Source organism: Alteromonas lipotrueae (genome assembly GCF_019249215.1).
Classification (GTDB): Bacteria; Pseudomonadota; Gammaproteobacteria; order Enterobacterales; family Alteromonadaceae; genus Alteromonas; species Alteromonas lipotrueae.
Genome location: NZ_JAESDI010000003.1, coordinates 280,317 through 301,751, shown reverse-complemented (window position 1 = coordinate 301,751; position 21,435 = coordinate 280,317). Strand labels below are relative to the sequence as shown.

The window sequence follows — 21,435 nt, the reverse complement described above, 5'->3', positions numbered from 1 at the left end:
TCAATAGCGTCTTGTGATAAACGAATTACCCACAAAATACGATAATCTCAGGGGTTCCCCTTGATAAAACCCACAACCCCCTCACCTACTACATTATAAATTCTTCATTCGGAATCTTTGATGACAGCGTTAACGACTCTTTCTGATTTACCTTCGCACTATGCAATTAAGTTAAATGACAACATGCTGATAAAGCTAGAAGGCGAGCAAGCTGATAGCTACCTGCATGGACAAGTGACAGTCAACATCAACGCCTTAGATGAGAATACGGTGAGGCATTGTGCCCATTGCGACAATAAAGGAAAGACCTGGTCTATTTCTTTTGTGAGTCGCCATGAAAATGCAATTTATATGTTAACCAACAAAGACTCAGGTGCGCACTCTCTTGCTCAGTTGAATAAGTATGGTGTGTTTTCAAAGGTAGATATATCCGAGGAAACAAATCAGTACACGCAATTTTTCTTAGGTGAAAACCTTGGGCAGATGTTACTTAGTAGCTATTTCGACACCCTTCCGAGTGAGCCATTGGCTAGTGTTCATAGTGATGCGGGGTGGGTATTTAAAAGTGATACTCTGCGGGCTGGCTATTATGTGGTACTGGATTGCGCACAAGTCGCTGAATTTGAGCAAAAAGTAAAAGATACTAACGGCGCCATTTTTGAACAAAATGTATACGATGCTATTATGATAGAAAGTGCGATACCTTCTATTCAAGAAACTGGCATCAGTGAGTACGTTCCCCAGATGATGAACGTACAGGCACTTAACGGTATCGATTTCGACAAAGGCTGTTATATGGGCCAAGAAGTGGTTGCTCGCACACGCTTTTTAGGCAAAAACAAGCGCGCTGCCTATAGCTTTTCAGTGCCAAAAGCGTTTCACATTAACGCTGGCGATACGCTAGAAAAGCAATTAGGCGAGAACTGGCGTCGCGCTGGCATGGTAATTCGTAAGGCTGAACTTAGCGAAGAAACATGGTTCATGGCTGTGCTTTCAAACGATACCACTGAGCAAGATATTCATCGCCTAGCTGACCAAGTTGAAATTACCTGCTACCCTAACCCTTTACCGTACAGCATTGAGCAGGCAAAGAGCTCATTGGTGAAAAACCGTAAATAAGCATTAATAAATTTAAAACCACCGCCCAGTAGGGCAAAACTACAGGACAAATTATGACTATAACCTCTGACAGCGTTGTCACCCTTCACTACACCGTTTCAACCGAAGACGGTACCGAGCTTGATTCATCAGCCGGTAAGGAGCCGCTTGTAGTGCTTCAAGGGCGCCGCTTTCTTATTGAGGGACTAGAAGACGCATTGGTTGGGAAAGAAAAAGGCGAGAAGTTCAACTTGTCTGTTGAACCAGAGAAAGCCTACGGTGAACGTATCGATGAACTCGTTCAGCGCGTACCTAGTTCAATGTTTGAAGGCATGGACGTTGAAGTTGGCATGTCTTTTCGTGCAACCACACCAGAAGGTGAACAATCGGTTATTATTATCGAGACATCTGATGATGAAGTGGTTGTAGACGGTAACCACCCGCTTGCAGGTATTCCACTTACTTTCGATGTGGAAGTGGTTGATGTACGCGATGCGACTGCGGAAGAATTAGAGCACGGCCATGCCCATACGCCAGGCGGTTGTGGTCACGACCACTAATTTGCCTTACTAACGTAAGTGCAATAAAACTAAAAAGGGAGCCAAAGGCTCCCTTTTTTGATATCCGCCCTAACGTTACCTATATGCAACGCTAAGGTTTTGTCTTTACTCAGTAGCGACTATTTATATCGCGTCTTCGTTTTGCTCACCAGTACGAATACGCACTGCTGCTTCAACATTAAACACGAATATTTTGCCGTCACCAATTTTGCCTGTTTTTGCTGAGTTTTCGATGGCTTCTATCGCCTGCTCGACGCGCTCATCATCAAGCACTAACTCAATCTTAATTTTAGGCAGAAAATCCACTTGATATTCGGCACCGCGATAAAGCTCAGTATGTCCTTTTTGTCGTCCGAAGCCTTTTACTTCAGACACTGTCATTCCAGCAATACCAACTTCGGCTAATGCTTCCCTTACATCGTCCATCTTGAACGGTTTAACTATCGCTTCAATCTTTTTCATGGTAACTACTCATCATAAATGGTTGGAATAGGTACGCGCTTGTGCTGAGTACGCTGATAAATGTACAACAACTTTTCATCTACCTCGGCGGAAACTGATTTACCTTCTAGGAAGTCATCAATTTGATCGTACGTCATGCCAAGGGCTTGTTCATCAGCTTTTTGCGGCGCGAGAGTTTCGAGATCGGCGGTGGGCGCTTTTGTAATAACAGTTTGCGGCGCGCCTAAGTGCGAGGCCAGTTGTCGAACTTGGCGTTTGCTCAACCCAAACAAAGGCGCTAAATCGCACGCTCCATCGCCATACTTTGTATAAAAACCCGTAATATTTTCAGCTGAATGGTCTGTGCCTAACACTAATCCATCAACCATGCCGGCAATTTCATACTGAATCACCATACGGGTTCGTGCTTTTACATTACCTTTAACGAAGTCACGCTTTGCTTCACTTTCAGGCAATATGCCAGCACTTGATAATGACTCAGTGGTAGAAGCGTGAATGGCATCTGCCCCAGGCTGAACATTAACCGTTACAGAATGGGAAGGCTCAATAAAGTCTATCGACAACTGAGCATCAGCTTCATCGGCCTGCGTTTGATAAGGTAGACGAACGGCGACAAACTGAAAATTTTCATGCTTTTCCTGGTTTAATTCGTTCACTGCTAACTGGGCTAATTTACCCAAAGTACAAGAATCGATACCGCCACTAATGCCTAGCACCAGTGAATTTAAACCTGACGTAAGAAGCTGCTTTTTAATGAAAGCCACTCGACGAGTAACTTCAAATGCCACATCAATTTCAGGCAGCACTTTCATTTCTTCAATAACTGCTTGTTTTTGCATTATAATGTCCAATTAGTGAGTGGGCGTCCTGATATCTGAGTTTACGATAAACTCGCCTTAGATGTTAGTGGTAAAAGAATTCAAACTTCATTAATCACTAAAATTCATTACTTTTTGTATCTTGGAGTATGCCTACATGCCTTTTTTTATACCATTCTTGAGGCAAATTGGTTTACCTTGAATACTCGCGCGTGTTTGCATCTAATGTTGTATAAATTGAGGCTAACGCTATGATCAGTATTAAATTAACTTAGTAAAAAAATATCAGTGAAAACAGAGTCTTCTAGCACTATGCATCTTCAGTACGGTTTTACGCTTTTAGAGATGCTAATTACCGTAGCCATTTTGGCCATTTTAGTAGGGGTGGTTGCCCCGTCTATTAATACTATTTTAGTCAAAAATAGAGTGACCGGCGATATCAATACGTTAAGCGCTATTGCACAGCAAGCTCGGTTTAGTGCCGTCAATGAGCAGTTTGATGTAATACTTTGTCCTACCACGAACTACGATACGTGTGTAAGTGATTGGGCGAACGCGAAAATGGTCTTTATTGATGAAAACGCAAACGGAAGCAGAGACAGTAGCGAATCGCTTATTGCCAGCAGCGATCCGTTAAATACTGGTAACATAATCAGTGGCATTTCTGGTGCTATTTCTTTTTCTGAACAAGGAAGTATTAGTACCAGTGCAACCATAACAATTTGTCCAAAGAGTAAAGATGCTTCATATGCTTCAGCCCTCTTATTATCACTCTACGGCAGAATATCCGTCGCCATCGACAGTGACAACGATGGCGTTAACGAAGACTTATCTGGCACAGCCCTTACCTGCACCTAATGCCTTGCGATTTTTGCTATAGCGCAGGCCTCCTTTAGGGTTGAAGTAATCATAACCACGTACGAAAAACAGGCTATCTTCCCCAACATCCATGGGGTAAATTCTCATAAGGCGTGATCGTTAGCAGCCGACAAGGATTGGACTCATCCAAAAAGCCTAAAGACGCTGCAATGCTATAATTCCCATCCTTAGATTCGCTGTATGTCAATGTGACGCCGTCTATACTGGGCGCCGGTAATCCACTAAGCCCTGCGTATTTACCTTCGCTTAACCAGTACCTTTCTTGCTTTATTTGCAAAGAAAGTAAGTAACTAATGGTTTCATGCTTGTTCGCAAGGGCGATAGTTGATGAGTAGCTAGGTATAGCAAACATAGAAATAATGCCCACAATCGCAACGGCGACCAAAAGCTCGATTAACGTAATACCCCGTCCCTTAATTAAATTGATTTTCCCTTCCATGGTACAGCAGCCCGCTATTGGTTGATTCGCTATGCTGTAAATCTAACAGCAAACAAATGACAAATAACCGGACTAAAGCATGGTTTTATTCAAAGCAGATGGATTTTCATTATTAGAATTGCTTCTGGTACTTTGCATAATGGGCATTTTTACTGGCATAGCGGTTCCCTCTTTTGTTGAATGGCGGCAAGTCATCGCCATGAAAAGTGCATTAAGGCATACCGCTGACATCGCAAAATACGCCCGCACACTAGCTATCGCTGAGCGTAAGCCGATTACCTTGGTAGTCGACTCGTCCGTTAATCATTGCATCAGCGTAACTTCTGCTAATGACTGCGATTGCAATGTAGCAAGCAGTTGCCATGTTTTTGGCCAACACAAGCGGCTCATGATGCAAAGTTATAATGCAGTGATTGCTAATCCAGCCAATAAAAAGTCGTTGTTAACCTTCGATGGTACTCATGGGATGAGCTTCGGCAGCGCAATGACCGTCACGTTAAGTAACGCACGATTTACCGGCAAGGTTATTATTAATAATCTTGGTCGAGTACGGTATTGCGCCTCTCCCGCATTTGAGGATGTTTCTCTATGTTAACGTCATCTGGCATCACCCTTGTAGAGCTCACCATTGCCATGGCCATCAGCACAACATTGGTGCTTTTTTCTGCCATGGGGGCTGCTACCATTTCCAAGGAATTAGGTTACTTTCAGCAGCAACTCGCACTGCACAGTGAACTACGTCTTTTGAGTCAGTCTCTTTCTTTACAACTACAGCGGGCGGGTTACGTAGCTCGCACCTTTGAAGAGATTTTTGCCAACGGTGCATTGCTACCGCCCTCTATTGAAATCAGCCACCATCCACTAGAGGTTGAAAATTCTTGTGTGTTATTTTCTTATGATAAAAATGCTGACGGAGACATTACCCATGAAGATCCAGCCGAGCTATTGGGTTTTCGGTTGCGCAATAAAGCACTTGAGTACCGTGTAGCAAGTAAAAGTTGCGCACAAGGTGGATGGCATGATCTTACCGACGCATCAGAATTGTACGTCACTCAATTCACTATATCCCTTCACGGTGAGGTAAACCGTGCCCCTGTTTACAAGGTAAAGCTTGCCCTTCAAAGTAAAGCGTCTGCAAAACTGAGCGCCGAGCAACATCTGTATATACGAGTTGCCAATGCAATATAACGCCGATTTTTACTCATTCCCACTAGCCCTCCAAACACATGTGATAGGTGCAAGAGACGCAAGCGCTAGGAAATGTCCTAGTAAGGTAAAAGGCGCCGTATTGTTAAGTGTCGTGGGTATACTGTTAAGCTTAATAACACTAGCACTTTGGGCAACCAGTTCACTGCTGACAAGCGAGTTTCAAGCCAACAAGCGCAGCCTTGCTTATGTTGAGGTGATGAATACACTGCACAACGACTTAACGCTATTAACAGAGCAGTTGCGTACCAGCGATGATTGGCGGCAAACCGCAAGTTTATTCACACGAGCAACAGTAACGGCCACTGACTACGCTGGGAAGGATTCTCAATATTTAACCCTATTCACAGTGGCCATGCTCCACCCTGCGACTTCACTCTTTGTTCGGCAAGGTTTTTTACGCCATCCCGCATTGGTTCGTCTTCCTACCACTGGCTTGGTAACCGGTAGTACCAACGCCATACTTCCTCATCTTTTTGAACGAGATCATAGCCACTTTACGCCGATGTATTTTTCAGAGCCGCTTATAACAAATAAGTGCGAAGCTCTTACCGGTAAACTCGTTATATGGGTTCGTGGTGACTGTTATATTTCGTCGAGTGAAACAATAGGGGAAGCGAATCATCCCGTTTTACTTGTTGTGGAAAAAGGTGATTTCACCCTTGAATCCCATGCACAAATTTATGGGTTAGTGGTGATGTTAAGCGATACCAGTATGCCTACAAACCCTAAAGCCACTATCGCCGCTTCGGCCAAATTCGTAGGCGCTATGGTAAGCAATGCAGATGTTTCTACGTTTTTCTACGGACACATCGATTTCAATGTAAGCGTATTACATACCCTTCAATATTCTCGTGGTTTGCAAAAGATGCAACCCATACCCGGGAGTTGGCATGACTTCAATTAAATTGACCAAAGGGTTTTCACTAATCGAAGTAATTATCGCATCAGGACTCTTTGCGCTTACCTTTACCGCCGGCCTTAAGCTTTATCAGCAAATTTTCGGACAGTGGCAGCAACTTCGCGCAGTGCAGCAAGCACGACATCAACTTGAGATCGCCCAAACTGATTTACTAATAAACGTGAACACCAACCCAAATTCATACGTCACCATTACACCCTCGTATTCCACGAGCGTGGCAAAAGCCGTTATCTTAGAGCAAATCATAGAACCTTTGCCCAAATTGCCCCATACAGAAGAAGCGCTAAATACCGAGGAGGAGGTAAATGTAGAAGGCACGCTTGATGAAGTGCAAGGACTTACTGAAAAAGAAAAACTTGAAAGCCAAGTTATTACTCAACAATTGACATTTATCGTTGCACCGCCGTATCAGTCGAGTTGGCAAGATGTGGTGAGCATGGGGCCGTTAGTGCCACTATCACCCGCAAAACCCTAGTGAATTAACAAGACCAACAATACTCGCCCGCCGCCAACGACCCATTATTGTTCACGTCCCAACCTTTCCGTCCATCGCTAAAGTAGAATAGCGCGCCATCAGCAGCCTGCGCAGAACCGCTTACTGGTGTTGCTTTGAGCTGATAACTGGTTGCATCAGCAGACACGATGGTGAGGTTGTAGCGTTTATTAGCCGCGGCTTCTGTTGAAGGCGAATAAGTGGCAAATATAGTCGGCGCCCCCGTATTTCCGCCGCCCGCGCCCGCACCTTGGTAACTAAATGAGCCACTATGATGGCGCTCCATTGCAGCAGCAAATGCCAACAAATCCGCCTGCCCCGTCCCTCTATACCCATCAGTCATAAAAGACTGATACGAAGGGTAAGCAATACTGGCAAGAATGCCAACAATCGCCACGACTATCATTAATTCAATAAGGGAAAAGCCTTTATTTCTTTCGTTACTAATAATCACTGAGATGTATCCTCTCGCTCAGTTTCTGTATGCCAACTGCCTCGTTGTATTCGTTCAAACTTACCATAAATATTTTGCGCTAAACATTCAAACACTGAGCCGCAGGCCTCTTCGTTACCATCATCGTCGACACTGATAACGGTAGAGGCACACTCGGTACCAAGGCACACCACAGGGCTAGTTATATCTTCGATAAGAATTTTAGTCTCTGGTGCGATCCCCGTTTGCTGTAACTCTACGGATCTGTCAGAACTATCGAGTTCACCATTATTATTAAGGTCTGTTACGGCATTAGCATTAAATAAGTTAACGAGATATGCCCTGCTATTTCCGGACGGTGGCGCGCACAAACTGGTACTGCTTACGGCAGGTACATAAGTAGTAAAGAATATTTTATAATCTAGTATCAAGGGTGACGCTAATACTTTTTCTCCCTTGGTCGTAAGCTCGATATACCACCCCGCTTTATTTGCAAAGCTGGATGCGGCCACGCCTTGCTCAGTTTCATCGCTACTCGTGAGCAAATGTTCGGTGGCATTATATAAATCCGACTCAGACACGGTGCTCATGAAGGTATATTCACCATTCACATCGCGACTAAATACACTATCGTCTTTGAGCATATAAAAATTGTCTTCTACCGTGACATCAAGCGGTGATGCTCGCCATCCACTTCCCATTGCAACGGCATAATACAATTCGTCACCCAACGCAACTTCCGAAACATCAGGGCCATAATAAAAACGACGATTGGTTTCGGCGGTGTCCCCAGCAAAATCAGCCAGCCTCGCACCTTTTATAAAGTTGCTACCCGACTCGCCATTATAAATATCCAAGCGAAACAGTTGCCCGCCCATGTCACCGACATACATATGGTCAGCGAAGCCATCGTTGTCTCTGTCAATCACGGATATTCGACCCGGGATACTGTAGTTCATATCAACCAGATTCAAATCGGCATCAGTGTTGCTGGCGTGCCAGAGTAAGCTTCCAGTGTCTGCATCGAACATATAAACTGCATTTCCAATGGCATCAGCACTTCTCACCGACTTATCGTCTTGCGATTCATCGTAACCGCCACCGATGATCATGACATTCTTCTCTTGGCTGCCGTAGCGCACTTTAGTGATGGTGGGACGCGACCATGTTTGCCCTAATTTCTCAAGACCCGAGGTACCGCCTGCGATTACAAACTTAACGGTGGGCGACGTCTTCTGTGTCACATCAAACACATAATAGTTCCGGCCACCTCGGCGCATACCTAAATACAGGTAAGTCGAAGTTCCCACCGTACGCAATACCATTTCACCGTCTAAGCCATAAACATGATTAAACGTAGAGATATCTTCATAAAAGTGGTGCAAGTTAGGCAGCAACGTTTTAGGCATAATGCCAAAGTTTTCTTCGCCGGTTTCAGCGTCAAACGAATGCAGCATACCTTGGTTTGTGGCAACTAATATGGCTGAATCGGTGCTGCCGTAATTAACCACCACAGGTTGAGAATGAATGGGGTCGCCCATTTGAAGCCGGTAGTCAGTGGTATCACCATCTCCATCATTATCTTTAACATCTATGCCCCGCGCCCATTTAAGCAGCACTTCGCGAAGTTCTTCCGCGTCGAGTTCGTCATCAACCCCCATCATTGCTGCTGTAATATCCTCGTTGTTTTCATGCAGTTCATTACTAGATTGAACAATAGTTCCAGCACCATCGAAGATATATAAGTTACGGTTAGACGTCATTTTGCTCGCGGTACCGCCTTCTCGAACATCACTACCATCAACAAGAGTCGACCAAAAGCTATGGGAATTATCTTTAAAGAATCCCGTATCACCATCTACCGCAACCAGTGAGTTTTGATCTAAAATATCCTCGCCATCTAATCGGTAACGCTTAAGGTTACCCGGCCAGATAGCACCTTCACTGGGTTTAAACAACGCAAAGTAGAGTTCGTCGTTATGGGTCAAGCGATTAAGCTGATTCACCGCTACTCCGGGTGATACAAAAGTAGAATTCACATCCTTTACTGAACGAAGAATAGTGTTAAATGCTTCAAGCAGTTCTGCGCTGTCATCAGCTTGATAGAATCCGCCACCACTTTGCACTGCCAGCTGATTCAAGAAATTGTTGGCGGTACTATTCGCGGCAAACCCTATTGTATGTGTGATCACCCGACGTCCAATAACCGATGTATCCGAATCGCTGACATTTTTAACTAAACTCAAACCACACTTTTCACCCCCACTACCTGTACAGCTATCGCCTAGCAATGATTCGATAAGAGATACACTGTGGTTATTGTTTGCTTCCCCATCAGACAGCAAAACAATATGATTGTTGGTCTGACATTGCAGATCGCTAACCGGTGATATATAGGTTGCCCCGCTAGGAATATATTCATTAATACAGTCGCTATCAGATAGATTGTCATCGGAACACCCGTTTGGTTGAACAGCATCACCGCCCAAATACGCGCTTCTGTGGCTGACTCGCGTATTCTTCCTTACCGTGTTTGAAACATTGTAGTTACCACGGGTTAGCCCGTAATCAACGTCTCTGCCACCGTAATAGTTAACCGCCTCATACAGCGTATCTACAATGGGCGTATAGCCACTGGCAGTAAGCTCATCAACTTTACTGATAAGGTGTTCTCTCACTGTCGATGTCTGCCCAGGCGAGGCTGAACCATTGAATTTAACTACTAATTTTGCCGCGGATGACTGAGAGCCACTGTAGGTATATGCACCTCGATAGCCGGTGAAGTCACTAAACACGAACGCCATCGCATTACCTGATTGCCATCCCGCTCTATCTACAATCTCTTTAACTACGCCGGAAATATCCGGTGAGGCGTAATCATTGCCCGATGAAAACGACCCCATAGTCCAAGTTACACCTGACGTTTTGCCAATATTTCTAAGCAAATAACGATTTCCAGAAGAGAAGTCGTCAGCATCATTATCAGCAACACCGCGAATTAACATGCTCGAGTTATTGTAGTTGTAGCTGCTATAAGCAGTAAGTTCTATGTAGGCTTCGGAAATTTCAGCTCCTTGAGGGATGTTTACGTTTTGAAAACGAACCCCTATATAACTGTTATAGCTGCTTGAGAAAGTAAGCTCTGAGCCTGTATTTTCATACCCTTTGTTGTTTTCTTCTATATTGTCGTTAGAACGGCTAACCTGGTAAACGCTTTCACCGCTGATGCAACCTGTAGCGGTTGTATCATCATAAGACACCACCAATTGCGGGGACCCAGTTTGCCCAGAATCAAATGCTCGGGCTTCTCGGCTGCTTGCTGTATCTGAACTTGTGCCCTCTATAAGAATATTGAGGTCATCACCGCCGCACCATTGTGGCAAATCTACAATTTCTTGAATAACCGATGAAATATCAGGCGTGGCAATAACCTCATCAGCAGAAGGAAAGTCATTGTTACTTATCCATTCAACTTTTGATGCGGTTTTAGTTCGTGACGAAAGGTTGTCATATGCCGTGGAAAATGCCGTGCTAGTTGCCGACGCCTCACCGCTTATCGTGAGTGTGGTGCCTGCTATATTAAATTTTTCTGATGTAAAACGAATATATGCACTGACTATCGTTGCCCCTTGAGGAATATTCATCTCAGTAAAACGCATGCCTGATGTGACTATATTCGTGCCAGAGCTCAACACTAGGTTGTTAGCATTAGTATTTACGGTACCGTTGATTTCTGACGCATCATGACTACTTGAACCGGTTGAGGTGATGAGTTCTGGTTGAATAGCATCGTCAATCCCGCTTACTGGAAAGAGTATAGGGCCACCATAGTCGGAAAAACGCATAAGGCCGGCATCTATATTGGTGGCTGAAGTTAACGCCTCTTTAAGTGCGTTTTGTACTCTAAGAATACGCGATTGGCCGGTGCCATCTTTGCCCGTCATACTGCCTGACGTGTCCATAATAAAGAGTACATTTGGATTATAAGTAGCCGACTCTGACGCGGTACCTAAGTAAATATCCAAATCATCACCGACAGCGGAAAAGCCAATACAAGAAAACATCACTACCGAGACAAAAAAACTACTCACGCGTTTCATAATTATTACTCTACTTATTGTGATGCGGGGCCAAACACTGATGCCGCTAGGGAGTTTGCAACCACCGTGGATTTGGCACCTACCTTGCCGCAGCCTCTAATAATGAACACGTGGCAATTTACGTTGCTACCACCAATCACGTTGCTTGAGCCCCTACATGCCTGCTCTCTTATAAACGCGGTACGAGACCAACTCTTAGTACCTGCCAGGGTTTGATACGTGCCGTTTGTGGTGTGCTCACTGCCCGTAGAGAGACCACTTTCAGTCATGTACCTGTCGGTCCATTCATTTTCATCAAAACAACTCATTGATGCGGTTTCTGGATCAAAGGCCGCAATTTGGCGAGCAGCTGATAAAGGGTCTGTTTTAGTGCTATCTTCTAACAAGACTTCATCTTCCGACTCAAAAAAGACGCCCGCAATTGCCGCTTCTGCAGCATCAAATGCTAAGCCACTTTGCTGCAAAGACATGGCCATTTTAGATTGAGATAAGCTACTAGTTACGGCGCTTACCCCTAAAATAGTAAGGGAAAGTAGTACCAGCAATGCAAACACCATGACCAAACCGCGCTGCTTCATCGGATACTCCTAACAAAATTTTTCATATTTCGAAGTGATAACGTTTTCGTAAACACCTGATAGTAATGCGCTGAGTCTAAGGTCACCGCATTTTCATTAAGTAGTGCAAAAGTAGGAGCTGAGGTTTGCTGCACTTGGTTTTGATAGCTTTTAAGTAAGATCCCCCAGCGCAGCGCAACTACTTGTTGATTTTGTGCTCGTAGCGCTGACAACTTGTCTGCTGTCACATAGGTTATAGCTTGCCCATTGGAATCCTCAGCAACATCACTGACGCCATACTGAAGTTGAAAATTACTGACATTGTCTAGCAAGGTCACGGTAGTCGGTGAAACGGATTGTGCTTTTAGGCCTCGTAAAACTCGGCCATCGTAACCCGTGCATTTAAACTCTGTCCCACTCACAAAATAACGATTCACAACATGGAACTCATCACCCGCAGCATAGCCATGTTTATTTCCCGTACAGTCTTCAAGTGCAAGCAGGCTTACTACTAGCTGATCATTCGCTCCACTTGATGCTTGAGTACTACCTAGGCTGGCATTAGCCGAAAAGTCTCCAACTAAACTAACCGGGTTGTTTTGAACAAACGCAGCTTCTGATACGGTATCTACAGAGTCATCGACGCTGGCAGTAATAAGGTCGTAGCGACCTATTTCGTAAAACTCTCCGGTGAGCCGACTGGTTATATACCGGCCCGACTCCTGAACCTGAGAAACAGCTTGGTTTAGTGTATTGGTTACGCTGCTGCTTACCAGCACTTGAATGATAGCGCCAGAAATAACCAGCCCCAATACCAATGAAATCATTAGCTCTACAAGCGAAAAACCCTGTACACGCTTCACAAGGTTAAATCCTTAATGACGCAAGCATTGCTGTCTGATTCGTTTGGGTTGCAACGCGTGTTTAAGGTATACGTTTGATTACCTGTTGATGCTACTGGCCATGCTAAAATAACTTGCAACCTTGAGCCCGCACTGCAACTGTAAACATCCGCTGCATTGTTATCTGCACAGGTTAACGACAATGTGGTTTGAGGGTTAGTTTGTACTGCCGCGCATGAGAGTGCCCAGCCATCGTATTTAGCCATATCCAGCTCGTTGCAGGTGGCGGTTTCACAATTGGGCACCCCAGAAGGACGACTCAAACAAAAACATTTATAAGGATGGGTGGAACCCGAGCAGGTGAGCCCGGTGAAGTTGTAATTACTTGCATTGAAATATTGGTTGTTAACCACCATGCCATCACCTACCGTTGCCACACGCGCAGCAGCACGTAAGCGCTCTGCAACTTGAGCCGCAACAAATTCGCTTTGCGTTCGGCTAATAGCATCTTTGTTGGCAAACGAACCGGTGAATTGAAGTGCAGCAACCCCGAGTAACCCAATCGCAAGAATGAACAAAGTAACAAGCACTTCAATAAGGCCGACGCCCTGCTGTTTGTTCAATCCACTAGTGATTATCGTTCGATTCATAGTCCCTGCATTGCACGGTGGCATTCACGCTAAAATTTAGACACAACCTTATATTTAGCATTCTATGCTAAATATTTCTTGCTCAAGGTATAAGCAATCATAAAACGTATAAGTTTGTATTACCATCATGCGACAGCGTAAAAAAAAGCACTGCAAATCAATGCAGTGCCTTCAAATCAGAACCAATTTTCATACCTAAAAGGTGTTAGCTTACTTGTTTAACTCTAAGCTCTTTTGGAACCGCGAATTCCACATTTTCTTCTCGGCCTGCACGCTCAGAGGCGGAAACTGCGCCCCATGTTTTAAGCTTATCAACCACACCTTGAACCAACACCTCTGGCGCCGAAGCGCCAGCTGTCACACCAATATGCTCGATACCGTCAAGCCACTCCTTCTGAATGCAGTTAGCATCGGCAATTAAGTGCGCTTTCGCACCAATTTTTTCTGCTAGTTCACGCAAACGATTTGAGTTTGAGCTATTTTGAGCCCCCACCACTAGCAAGACTTGGCAATCTTGAGATAAATCGCGTACTGCATCTTGTCGATTTTGTGTGGCATAACAAATATCGTCTTTACGAGGACCTTGAATGTCAGGGAAACGTTCACGCAATGCATCAATAACATCTGCGGTATCATCAACAGATAAAGTCGTTTGACTACAGTAATAAAGATTCTTGGCGTCTTTTACTTCAAGGGTCGCTACATCAGCCTCAGATTCGACAAGGTAAATCCCACCCTTATCATTGCTATACTGCCCCATAGTACCTTCTACTTCTGGGTGCCCTGCGTGACCAATCAAAATACATTCTGTGCCTGTTTTACTTGCACGGGTCACTTCCATATGCACTTTAGTGACTAGCGGACATGTGGCATCAAACACTTTTAAGCCACGATTTTCAGCTTCTTTTCTTACCGCTTGAGAAACGCCGTGGGCAGAAAAAATAACAATGCAGTTATCTGGCACTTCATGCAATTCATCGACAAAAATAGCGCCACGCTCACGTAGCCCATCGACCACAAACTTATTGTGAACGACTTCATGGCGAACATAGATAGGCGGCTCAAATATCTCAAGTGCTCTTTCTACAATTGTGATGGCTCTGTCTACACCGGCACAAAAACCACGGGGGTTAGCGAGATGAATTTGCATAATTACTTTTCACCTTCTGGTGCAGGTGCGGCTTTTACATCAACAATTTCAACATCAAAAATAACCGTCTGCCCTGCAAGAGGGTGATTAAAATCAACAGTGATAGAGTCGCCAGCCACACTTCTGATGATACCGGGTATTTCTGAGCCATCTGGCTGAGAAAACGCAAGAATGGCACCTTCTTGTATTTCTAAGTCTGCGCCAAAACGGCTTCGATCCATGTAATGGATATTGTTTGGGTTAGGCTCACCAAAGGCATCGTTCGCGGCCAGCGTAAACGATTTCTTCTCACCTTTTTGAAGTCCTAATAAGCAGGCTTCAAAGTTAGGGGTAAGACTACCGTCACCCATTACCATTTTCGCGGGCTTATTATTTACGCGGGTGCTGTCAGCGGCTGAGCCATCTTCAAGTTTCAAATCAAAGTGAAGAATAACTTCGCTGTCAGAACCAATAATTAGGTTGTCGGTCATTGTGGCTCCGGTTACTGCTTTGACGTGTTGGTTGGATCGGCGCTTTTGTGCTTCTCGCCGTTCTTGAACATATCAATAATTAATAGGGCTGCACCAATAAATATAGCGCTATCGGCAATATTGAAGGCTGGCCAGTGCATGTTGTTTACATGAAAATCAAGAAAATCGATTACATATCCATGCACTAAACGATCGTAAACGTTACCTAGCGCGCCACCCAAAATAAAAGAAAAGGCGACAGGCAACAGGGTTTGGTTTTTAGGCGATTGTTTCAACCACCATAAAATAACCACACTGACGACAGTAGCGATGGCAGTAAAAAACCATCGCTGCCAACCACCGGCACTATCAAGAAAGCTAAATGCCGCGCCATAATTGTGTACGTAAGTTAAATTGAAAAATGGTAATACCTCTATCGATTGATAAAGTGACATACCACCTAACACCGCGTATTTGGTCACCTGATCTAGCACGAATGCAATCAAGGTTATCCAAAGAAACCGTAAACCAGTTTCACTGAATAGCTTAGGCTTAGTATCCGCCGTAGTATTAAGCATACTGACGCGTTTCCCCTTCGCCATCAATGTTGGTTACACAACGGCCACATAATTCTTCGTGCCCCTTATGGGTGCCAACATCTTCACGATGGTGCCAACAACGAACACATTTGTCGCCGCTTGCTTTGTTTACGCTTAACCATAAACCTTCAACATCGGTAGCCGCAGCATTGTCTGGTGCACTTTCTACTTTAGTCAAATTCACTGCCGATGTAATTAATACAAAGCGTAATTCATCTTCAAGTGAAGCCAAGGTGTTAAACAAAGACTCTGTAGCATACAAGTCAATTTTCGCTTCTAACGAACCGCCTAACTGACCGTCTTTACGGGCTTGTTCCATAGCTTGGTTTGCTGCGTCTTTTACGCTTAACACTTGGTGCCATAGTTCGTCGTTAAATACGTCACTTTGCGTGAAGCTGTTAAAGCCTTCGTACCAGGTTTCGGTAAATACAAATTCACTACGCTCGCCCGGTAAAGCTTCCCAAATCTCCTGCGCCGTAAAGCTTGTGATGGGTGCCATCCAACGAACTAACGCCTCCATAATATGGTACAGCGCAGTTTGACAAGAACGACGAGCATTGCCGTCAGATTTCGCTGTGTACTGTCTGTCTTTAATGACATCTAGGTAGAATGAACCTAACTCGATGGAACAGAAGTGCATAAGCTTTTGCGTAACGACTAATAAATCGTACTTTTCAAACGCTTCAACAAGTTCTTCTTGTAATGCTTTAGCACGCGCTACAATCCAGCGATCTAGTGCAACCATCTCGTCTTCTGGCAAAGCATCTTCTGGCTGAAAGCCATTAAGGTTTGCTAGTAAGAAACGTGAAGTGTTACGTAAACGACGATATGCATCAGCAGCACGTTTTAAAATTTCATCAGACACCGCAATTTCACCGCGGTAGTCAGTAGAAGCCACCCACAAACGAAGAATGTCTGCGCCAAGTTTGTTTGTTACTTCTTGCGGTGCAACTACATTACCTACCGACTTCGACATTTTTCTGCCGTGGGCATCTACGGTAAAGCCGTGAGTTAACACTTCTTTATAGGGTGCGTGGCCATGCATGGCGGTAGACGTCATTAGCGATGACATAAACCAACCACGATGTTGGTCTGACCCTTCAAGGTACAAATCGGCGCTAGCTGGAATGTCTTCACGTTGGTCAACAACGAAGTAGTGCGTAACGCCTGAGTCGAACCATACGTCTAGGGTATCGGTGACTTTGTCGTAGTTATCGGCTTCGCTACCTAGTAGTGCAGCATCGTCAATATCCCACCACGCTTGAATACCTTTAGTTTCCACCTCAGCGGCCACTTTTTCCACAAGTGCAACTGACTCAGGGTGAAGTTCACCGGTAAGTTTGTGCACGTATAAAGGAATAGGGACGCCCCATGTACGCTGGCGAGAAATACACCAGTCTGGACGACCTTCTACCATTTTCTGGATGCGGTTTTCGCCCCACTCTGGGATCCATTTAGTTTGTTTAATTTGTTCGATTGACTCAGCACGTAAGCCTTTTTTATCCATGCTGATAAACCACTGCGGCGTAGCACGGAAAATGATAGGCGTTTTATGGCGCCAGCAATGCGGGTAGCTGTGCTCATATTTCACGTTAAGCACTAGGTTACCGTTCTCTTTTACCGTTTCAACAATGGTATCATTGGCTTTAAATACGAACTGGCCGGCAAATAAAGGCGTGTTTTCTAAATACACACCGTTATTACCGACTGGGTTGTACACTTCAATGTCGTATTGTTTACCTACATTGAAATCGTCAACACCGTGAGCAGGCGCGGTGTGAACACAACCTGTACCAGATTCAGTGGTAACGTGCTCGCCCAAAATTAGCGGTACTTTTAAATCTAAGAACGGATGATTAACTAGCAGTTTATCTAAGCTTGAACCTACACAGGTCGCTACTTCACGATACTCTTCAATACCATAGCGCGTCATGCAGCTTTCCAGCAAATCTTGCGCAACCACTAACCATTCGTTGGTCGACGTGATTTCTACAATCGCGTAGGTTAATTCTGGGTGCAAGCTGATGGCGCGGTTGGCAGGCAGCGTCCACGGGGTCGTTGTCCAGATAACCACGCCCGCTTTGTGCGCGGTTAAGTCTTCACTCGTTACTCCAAACGCAGCCGCAATAGCGTCTGCATCAGCAACAGGGAATTTCACATCTATAGCAGGTGAGATTTTGTCTTGGTATTCTACTTCTGCTTCTGCCAATGCAGAACCACAATCTGTACACCAATGAACTGGCTTAAAGCCTTTTTCTAAATGGCCCGATTCAACCACTTTACCCAGTGCGCGAATAATGTCGGCTTCTGAGCGAAAATCCATAGTTTTATAGGGATTGTCCCACGTACCAAACACACCAAGGCGCTTAAAGTCAACCATTTGGCCGTCAATTTGACGTTGTGCGTATTCGCGGCACTTTTGGCGAAACTCAGCAGCCGTCACTTTTTTGCCCGGCTTACCCACTTTCTTCTCTACCATCAATTCAATAGGCAAACCGTGACAGTCCCAACCAGGCACATACGGCGAGTCGAAATCAGACAAGGTTTTAGACTTAACTATAATGTCTTTAAGAATTTTATTTACTGCGTGACCAATATGAATATCGCCGTTTGCGTACGGAGGGCCATCATGAAGAATGAAAGGCTTCTTACCTTTCTTCGCTTCTCTAATCTTTGTGTATACCCCTTTTTCCTGCCAGTCTTTAAGCATTTTAGGCTCACGCTGAGCAAGGTTACCGCGCATTGGAAAGGCGGTTTCGGGTAGGTTTAATGTGGCTTTATAATCACTCATATAATTGTATTATCCGGTTACCTTTAATAATACCCAACGCCTCGTTAGGCGCTGTATAGGCTTGCATTGGTCGACGCTATGTTAAGCGTGGTGACTTTATCACGTTTCACTATTCTAATAACAGGCGCGCCTTAGCGGCATCGGCCTGAATTTGTGCTTTTAGTATCTCAAACGAGTCAAATTTCTGTTCATCTCGTATTTTTGCAACAGGAAACACGGTCATTGGTTTCCCGTAAAGGTCGGCTGACATATCGAAGATGTGCACCTCTAACTGGTTTCGCACCCCGTTTAACGTGGGGCGAGTACCAATGTTTGCCACGCCATTGAATTTTTTTCCATCTACGGCAACATGTACCGCAAATACCCCGTGAATTGGTGCTCTGCAACGCTTCAGCATGACATTGGCGGTAGGAAACCCTATCGTGCGCCCTTTCTTTTCACCATGTACAACTCGACCATACACAGCAAACGGCCTACCTAACATTTCTTCACCAAGCGCAAAATCCGAATCAGCCAGTGCTTCTCGCACTGCAGTAGAGCTAATACGATGAGCATGCATCATAAAGCTTTGCGTGCTAACCACCTCAAAGCCGTACTTTTGCCCAGCGGCTTGCAGCATGGCAAAGTCGCCTTTACGACCTTGGCCAAAGCGAAAGTCATCGCCGACCACAAGAAATTTAACCCCTAGCTTATCCACCAGCAAATCATGCACGAAGGTATCGGCACTTTGACTGGCAAAAGCTCTGTTAAAACGTACAGCCAATAAACGGTCGACGCCTTGCTGTTTCAGCAATTCGTACTTTTCACGCAATGGACTGATGCGTGCAGGCGCTCTATCGGGTGTAAAGACTTCCTCGGGTTGAGGCTCGAATACCATCACCGTGGCCGGCAACCCCAGCGCTTTGGCTTTTTGAAGCACATTACTCAGTACTGCCTGATGGCCCAAGTGCACGCCATCAAACTTCCCGATAGTAAGTACACACCCGCTGTGTTGCGGTTTTACGTTGTTAAGCCCGCGGATAAATTCCACTATTAGCCACTGCCTTTAGTTACTACTGAAAATTCAAAGCTCGCGATTATAAACGACCCAGCACGGAATACCAATATTAGCCGCCCCCACTTTTGAAATGACGACGTCTTGCACCCAATACAATCATACATGAGAAGAAGGCGGCGGCAGATAATGTGATAGTAATGGCGACATCCACCACTTGCACTGTCCATTCAAGGTCGAAAAATGCCACGCCCTTATCGCGACAATAAATCACCGCCCCCATCACAGCGCTGGCAATCAGTACTCTAATTATAAACATCACTGAGGTACGACTTAATACAAAAACCCCTTGTTTGTGCAGCGTAATATAAAGCAATGTGGCATTAAGTGTGGCCGACATGCTTGTAGCAATCGCTAAGCCCACGTAGCCAAACCAAATTGCTAATAGGTTAAACACCATATTGGCGACCATGCACCAAATACCAAATTTAACCGGGGTTTTAGTGTCTTGGCGCGAGTAAAAACCAGGAGCGAGTACTTTTACTAACATAAAGCTCAATAAACCAAATGCGTAAGCGGTTAATGAATAAGAGGCCATGGTGGCCGTTTCAGCCGTAAAGGCCCCCCGCTGGAATATCACGGTTAAAATTGGTCGCGCCATGGTGGCTAAGCCTACGGCGGCTGGAATACCAAGCAAACACACCATACGAAATGCCCAATCTATATTGGCTGAAAAAGCTTTGGGATCTTTACTTACATGATTGCGCGACAGCGCCGGCAATATTACCGTGGCGATAGCGATACCAAACAGCCCTAACGGGAACTCCAGCAAACGGTCGGAGTAATATAGCCAGCTAATAGAGCCTGTCATCAGGAAACTGGCGATAAAGGTATCGAACAGCAAGTTAATTTGCCCTACCGACACCCCAAACAATGCAGGGATCATCAAGGTGCGCACCTTAACAACGTTTTCATCTCGCCAGCCCCATTTAGGTTTTACTAATAATCCCGCCCGATACAAAAATGGCAGTTGGAAGGCAAGTTGTACTATACCGCCTATAAACACCCCCCACGCTAATGCGAAAGCCGGCTGCTCCATATCGGGAGCTAAAAAGACCGCACAGGCTATAATGCATACGTTAAGTAGCACTGGCGTAAACGCTGCTACTGCAAATTTGTTTAGTGTATTTAAGATAGCCCCTGCCAAGCCTGTTAACGATACAAAGGCAAGATAGGGGAAGGTGATTTTCAGCATGGTTGATGCGAGTAAGAATTTATCTCCTGCCTCATCGCCCTGTACCCACGCAATGAACCACCCTGTGCCGAACAGCGCGGCTAAAACTGGCGACGCGATAACGCCTATAAGGGAAACCACGAACACAATGGCTCCAAGCGTGCCGGAAATTTTAGCAACAAATGCTTTAAGCTCTGCTTTCTCGTGATTTTGGTGTACTTCGGTTAATACCGGAATGAACGCTTGCGCAAATGCCCCCTCGGCAAATAATCGGCGCAGGAAGTTAGGAATTTTATTTGCAAAGAAAAACACGTCGGCGGCAGCGCCATCGCCCATTAGCCTTGCCACTACCACATCTCGCACTAACCCTAACACGCGGGATATCAACGTCATTACGCTGACAATAAGGCCTGATTTTAATAACTTCCGTGACACTAAGACTATTCCAATAGATACATTTCATTCACTTAAGCGCTCAATCATAACGAAACCCTGTTACCGGCGAAACGTATTATTCAAAATATAAGTGCATCTCATGAATTTTTTTTGCTATAATCCGCGCCCGTTGTGGGTATGGTTTCGTACTGTTTCATTTGTATCTGTGTGCTGTATCTGTGCACATGAGTACATATGTACAATAGCCATTTCGTTCTGTACTTTTTATTTGTCGCTTTATTAGCGCCTTTGTTAAGAACAGGCCGAAAAACCAAAGCATTCGATAAACATCTTATTTAATGTAGAAATTAACTTTCTACTTAT

21 protein-coding genes are annotated in these 21,435 nt (G+C 44.9%); 7 read left to right on the top strand and 14 right to left on the bottom strand.

Translation table 11 applies throughout. The annotated features are described in order from the left end of the window. The first annotated feature begins 120 nt into the window (after window positions 1-120). A complete protein-coding gene (gene ygfZ, locus JKP82_RS04710; protein ID WP_218396049.1) occupies window positions 121-1,119 on the top strand; it encodes a CAF17-like 4Fe-4S cluster assembly/insertion protein YgfZ in 999 nt (332 codons plus the stop codon). A 53-nt stretch (window positions 1,120-1,172) separates the two neighbouring features. Next, entirely contained in the window at window positions 1,173-1,658 is a 486-nt protein-coding gene (locus tag JKP82_RS04705) for an FKBP-type peptidyl-prolyl cis-trans isomerase (RefSeq protein ID WP_159532105.1), read from the top strand. Between the two features lie 123 nt (window positions 1,659-1,781). Here JKP82_RS04705 and JKP82_RS04700 read toward each other — a convergent pair whose 3' ends face one another. Beyond that, entirely contained in the window at window positions 1,782-2,120 is a 339-nt protein-coding gene (locus tag JKP82_RS04700; RefSeq protein ID WP_129739438.1) for a P-II family nitrogen regulator, read from the bottom strand. Window positions 2,121-2,125: 5 nt separating this feature from the next. Further along, window positions 2,126-2,959: an NAD(+) synthase gene (gene nadE, locus JKP82_RS04695; RefSeq protein ID WP_218396047.1), complete on the bottom strand. Its 834-nt coding sequence runs from the start codon at window positions 2,957-2,959 to the stop codon at window positions 2,126-2,128. Window positions 2,960-3,226: 267 nt separating this feature from the next. On the opposite strand from nadE, the gene JKP82_RS04690 reads away from it, so the two are divergent. Next, a complete protein-coding gene (locus JKP82_RS04690) occupies window positions 3,227-3,796 on the top strand; it encodes a GspH/FimT family pseudopilin (protein WP_201299268.1) in 570 nt (189 codons plus the stop codon). A gap of 73 nt (window positions 3,797-3,869) precedes the next feature. On the opposite strand, the gene JKP82_RS04685 is transcribed toward JKP82_RS04690, so the two are convergent. After that, the gene (locus JKP82_RS04685; protein WP_159532109.1) at window positions 3,870-4,256 is read right to left on the bottom strand and encodes a type IV pilin protein; all 387 of its coding nucleotides are present in this window, start codon (window positions 4,254-4,256) and stop codon (window positions 3,870-3,872) included. Between the two features lie 79 nt (window positions 4,257-4,335). Here JKP82_RS04685 and JKP82_RS04680 point away from each other — a divergent pair, with 79 nt between their 5' ends. The 4 genes from JKP82_RS04680 to JKP82_RS04665 are packed head-to-tail and all read left to right on the top strand — an operon-like array spanning window position 4,336 to window position 6,859. Continuing rightward, the gene (locus JKP82_RS04680) at window positions 4,336-4,851 is read left to right on the top strand and encodes a GspH/FimT family pseudopilin (RefSeq protein WP_159532111.1); all 516 of its coding nucleotides are present in this window, start codon (window positions 4,336-4,338) and stop codon (window positions 4,849-4,851) included. Beyond that, entirely contained in the window at window positions 4,845-5,444 is a 600-nt protein-coding gene (locus JKP82_RS04675; protein ID WP_218396045.1) for a hypothetical protein, read from the top strand. The genes JKP82_RS04680 and JKP82_RS04675 overlap by 7 nt, the downstream gene beginning before the upstream one ends. Further along, on the top strand, window positions 5,434-6,369 hold the full coding sequence (locus tag JKP82_RS04670) for a hypothetical protein (protein ID WP_159532115.1): 936 nt from the start codon (window positions 5,434-5,436) through the stop codon (window positions 6,367-6,369). The genes JKP82_RS04675 and JKP82_RS04670 overlap by 11 nt, the downstream gene beginning before the upstream one ends. Beyond that, window positions 6,356-6,859: a PulJ/GspJ family protein gene (locus JKP82_RS04665; RefSeq protein ID WP_159532117.1), complete on the top strand. Its 504-nt coding sequence runs from the start codon at window positions 6,356-6,358 to the stop codon at window positions 6,857-6,859. Before JKP82_RS04670 ends, JKP82_RS04665 begins: the two co-directional genes overlap by 14 nt. A 4-nt stretch (window positions 6,860-6,863) precedes the next feature. Here the strand turns inward: JKP82_RS04665 and JKP82_RS04660 are convergent, their stop codons facing one another. The 11 genes from JKP82_RS04660 to murJ all read right to left on the bottom strand — a co-directional run bounded on the left by JKP82_RS04660 (window position 6,864) and on the right by murJ (window position 21,111). Further along, on the bottom strand, window positions 6,864-7,331 hold the full coding sequence (locus tag JKP82_RS04660) for a type IV pilin protein (protein ID WP_201299269.1): 468 nt from the start codon (window positions 7,329-7,331) through the stop codon (window positions 6,864-6,866). Next, window positions 7,328-11,410, bottom strand: a complete 4,083-nt coding sequence (locus tag JKP82_RS04655; RefSeq protein ID WP_159532119.1) for a PilC/PilY family type IV pilus protein — start codon at window positions 11,408-11,410, stop codon at window positions 7,328-7,330. Before JKP82_RS04655 ends, JKP82_RS04660 begins: the two co-directional genes overlap by 4 nt. 14 nt (window positions 11,411-11,424) lie before the next feature. Beyond that, the gene (locus JKP82_RS04650; RefSeq protein WP_218396044.1) at window positions 11,425-11,988 is read right to left on the bottom strand and encodes a PilX N-terminal domain-containing pilus assembly protein; all 564 of its coding nucleotides are present in this window, start codon (window positions 11,986-11,988) and stop codon (window positions 11,425-11,427) included. After that, entirely contained in the window at window positions 11,985-12,830 is an 846-nt protein-coding gene (locus tag JKP82_RS04645) for a PilW family protein (RefSeq protein ID WP_218396042.1), read from the bottom strand. Before JKP82_RS04645 ends, JKP82_RS04650 begins: the two co-directional genes overlap by 4 nt. Further along, on the bottom strand, window positions 12,827-13,459 hold the full coding sequence (locus tag JKP82_RS04640) for a prepilin-type N-terminal cleavage/methylation domain-containing protein (protein ID WP_159532125.1): 633 nt from the start codon (window positions 13,457-13,459) through the stop codon (window positions 12,827-12,829). Before JKP82_RS04640 ends, JKP82_RS04645 begins: the two co-directional genes overlap by 4 nt. Window positions 13,460-13,664: 205 nt before the next feature. Continuing rightward, entirely contained in the window at window positions 13,665-14,609 is a 945-nt protein-coding gene (ispH, locus tag JKP82_RS04635) for a 4-hydroxy-3-methylbut-2-enyl diphosphate reductase (RefSeq protein ID WP_159532127.1), read from the bottom strand. A gap of 2 nt (window positions 14,610-14,611) precedes the next feature. Then, window positions 14,612-15,079 carry an FKBP-type peptidyl-prolyl cis-trans isomerase gene (fkpB, locus tag JKP82_RS04630; RefSeq protein ID WP_218396040.1) on the bottom strand — a complete coding sequence of 156 codons (468 nt, stop codon included), beginning with the start codon at window positions 15,077-15,079 and terminating at the stop codon, window positions 14,612-14,614. A gap of 11 nt (window positions 15,080-15,090) precedes the next feature. Further along, on the bottom strand, window positions 15,091-15,636 hold the full coding sequence (lspA, locus tag JKP82_RS04625) for a signal peptidase II (protein ID WP_159532131.1): 546 nt from the start codon (window positions 15,634-15,636) through the stop codon (window positions 15,091-15,093). Beyond that, complete coding sequence (gene ileS / locus JKP82_RS04620; RefSeq protein ID WP_218396038.1) at window positions 15,629-18,448, bottom strand: isoleucine--tRNA ligase; 2,820 nt, start codon at window positions 18,446-18,448, stop codon at window positions 15,629-15,631. Before ileS ends, lspA begins: the two co-directional genes overlap by 8 nt. Before the next feature lie 109 nt (window positions 18,449-18,557). Next, complete coding sequence (ribF, locus tag JKP82_RS04615; protein ID WP_013783318.1) at window positions 18,558-19,478, bottom strand: bifunctional riboflavin kinase/FAD synthetase; 921 nt, start codon at window positions 19,476-19,478, stop codon at window positions 18,558-18,560. Between the two features lie 76 nt (window positions 19,479-19,554). Then, window positions 19,555-21,111, bottom strand: coding sequence for a murein biosynthesis integral membrane protein MurJ (gene murJ / locus JKP82_RS04610; RefSeq protein WP_218396036.1), 1,557 nt, complete (start codon window positions 21,109-21,111; stop codon window positions 19,555-19,557). Between the last annotated feature and the right edge of the window lie 324 nt (window positions 21,112-21,435).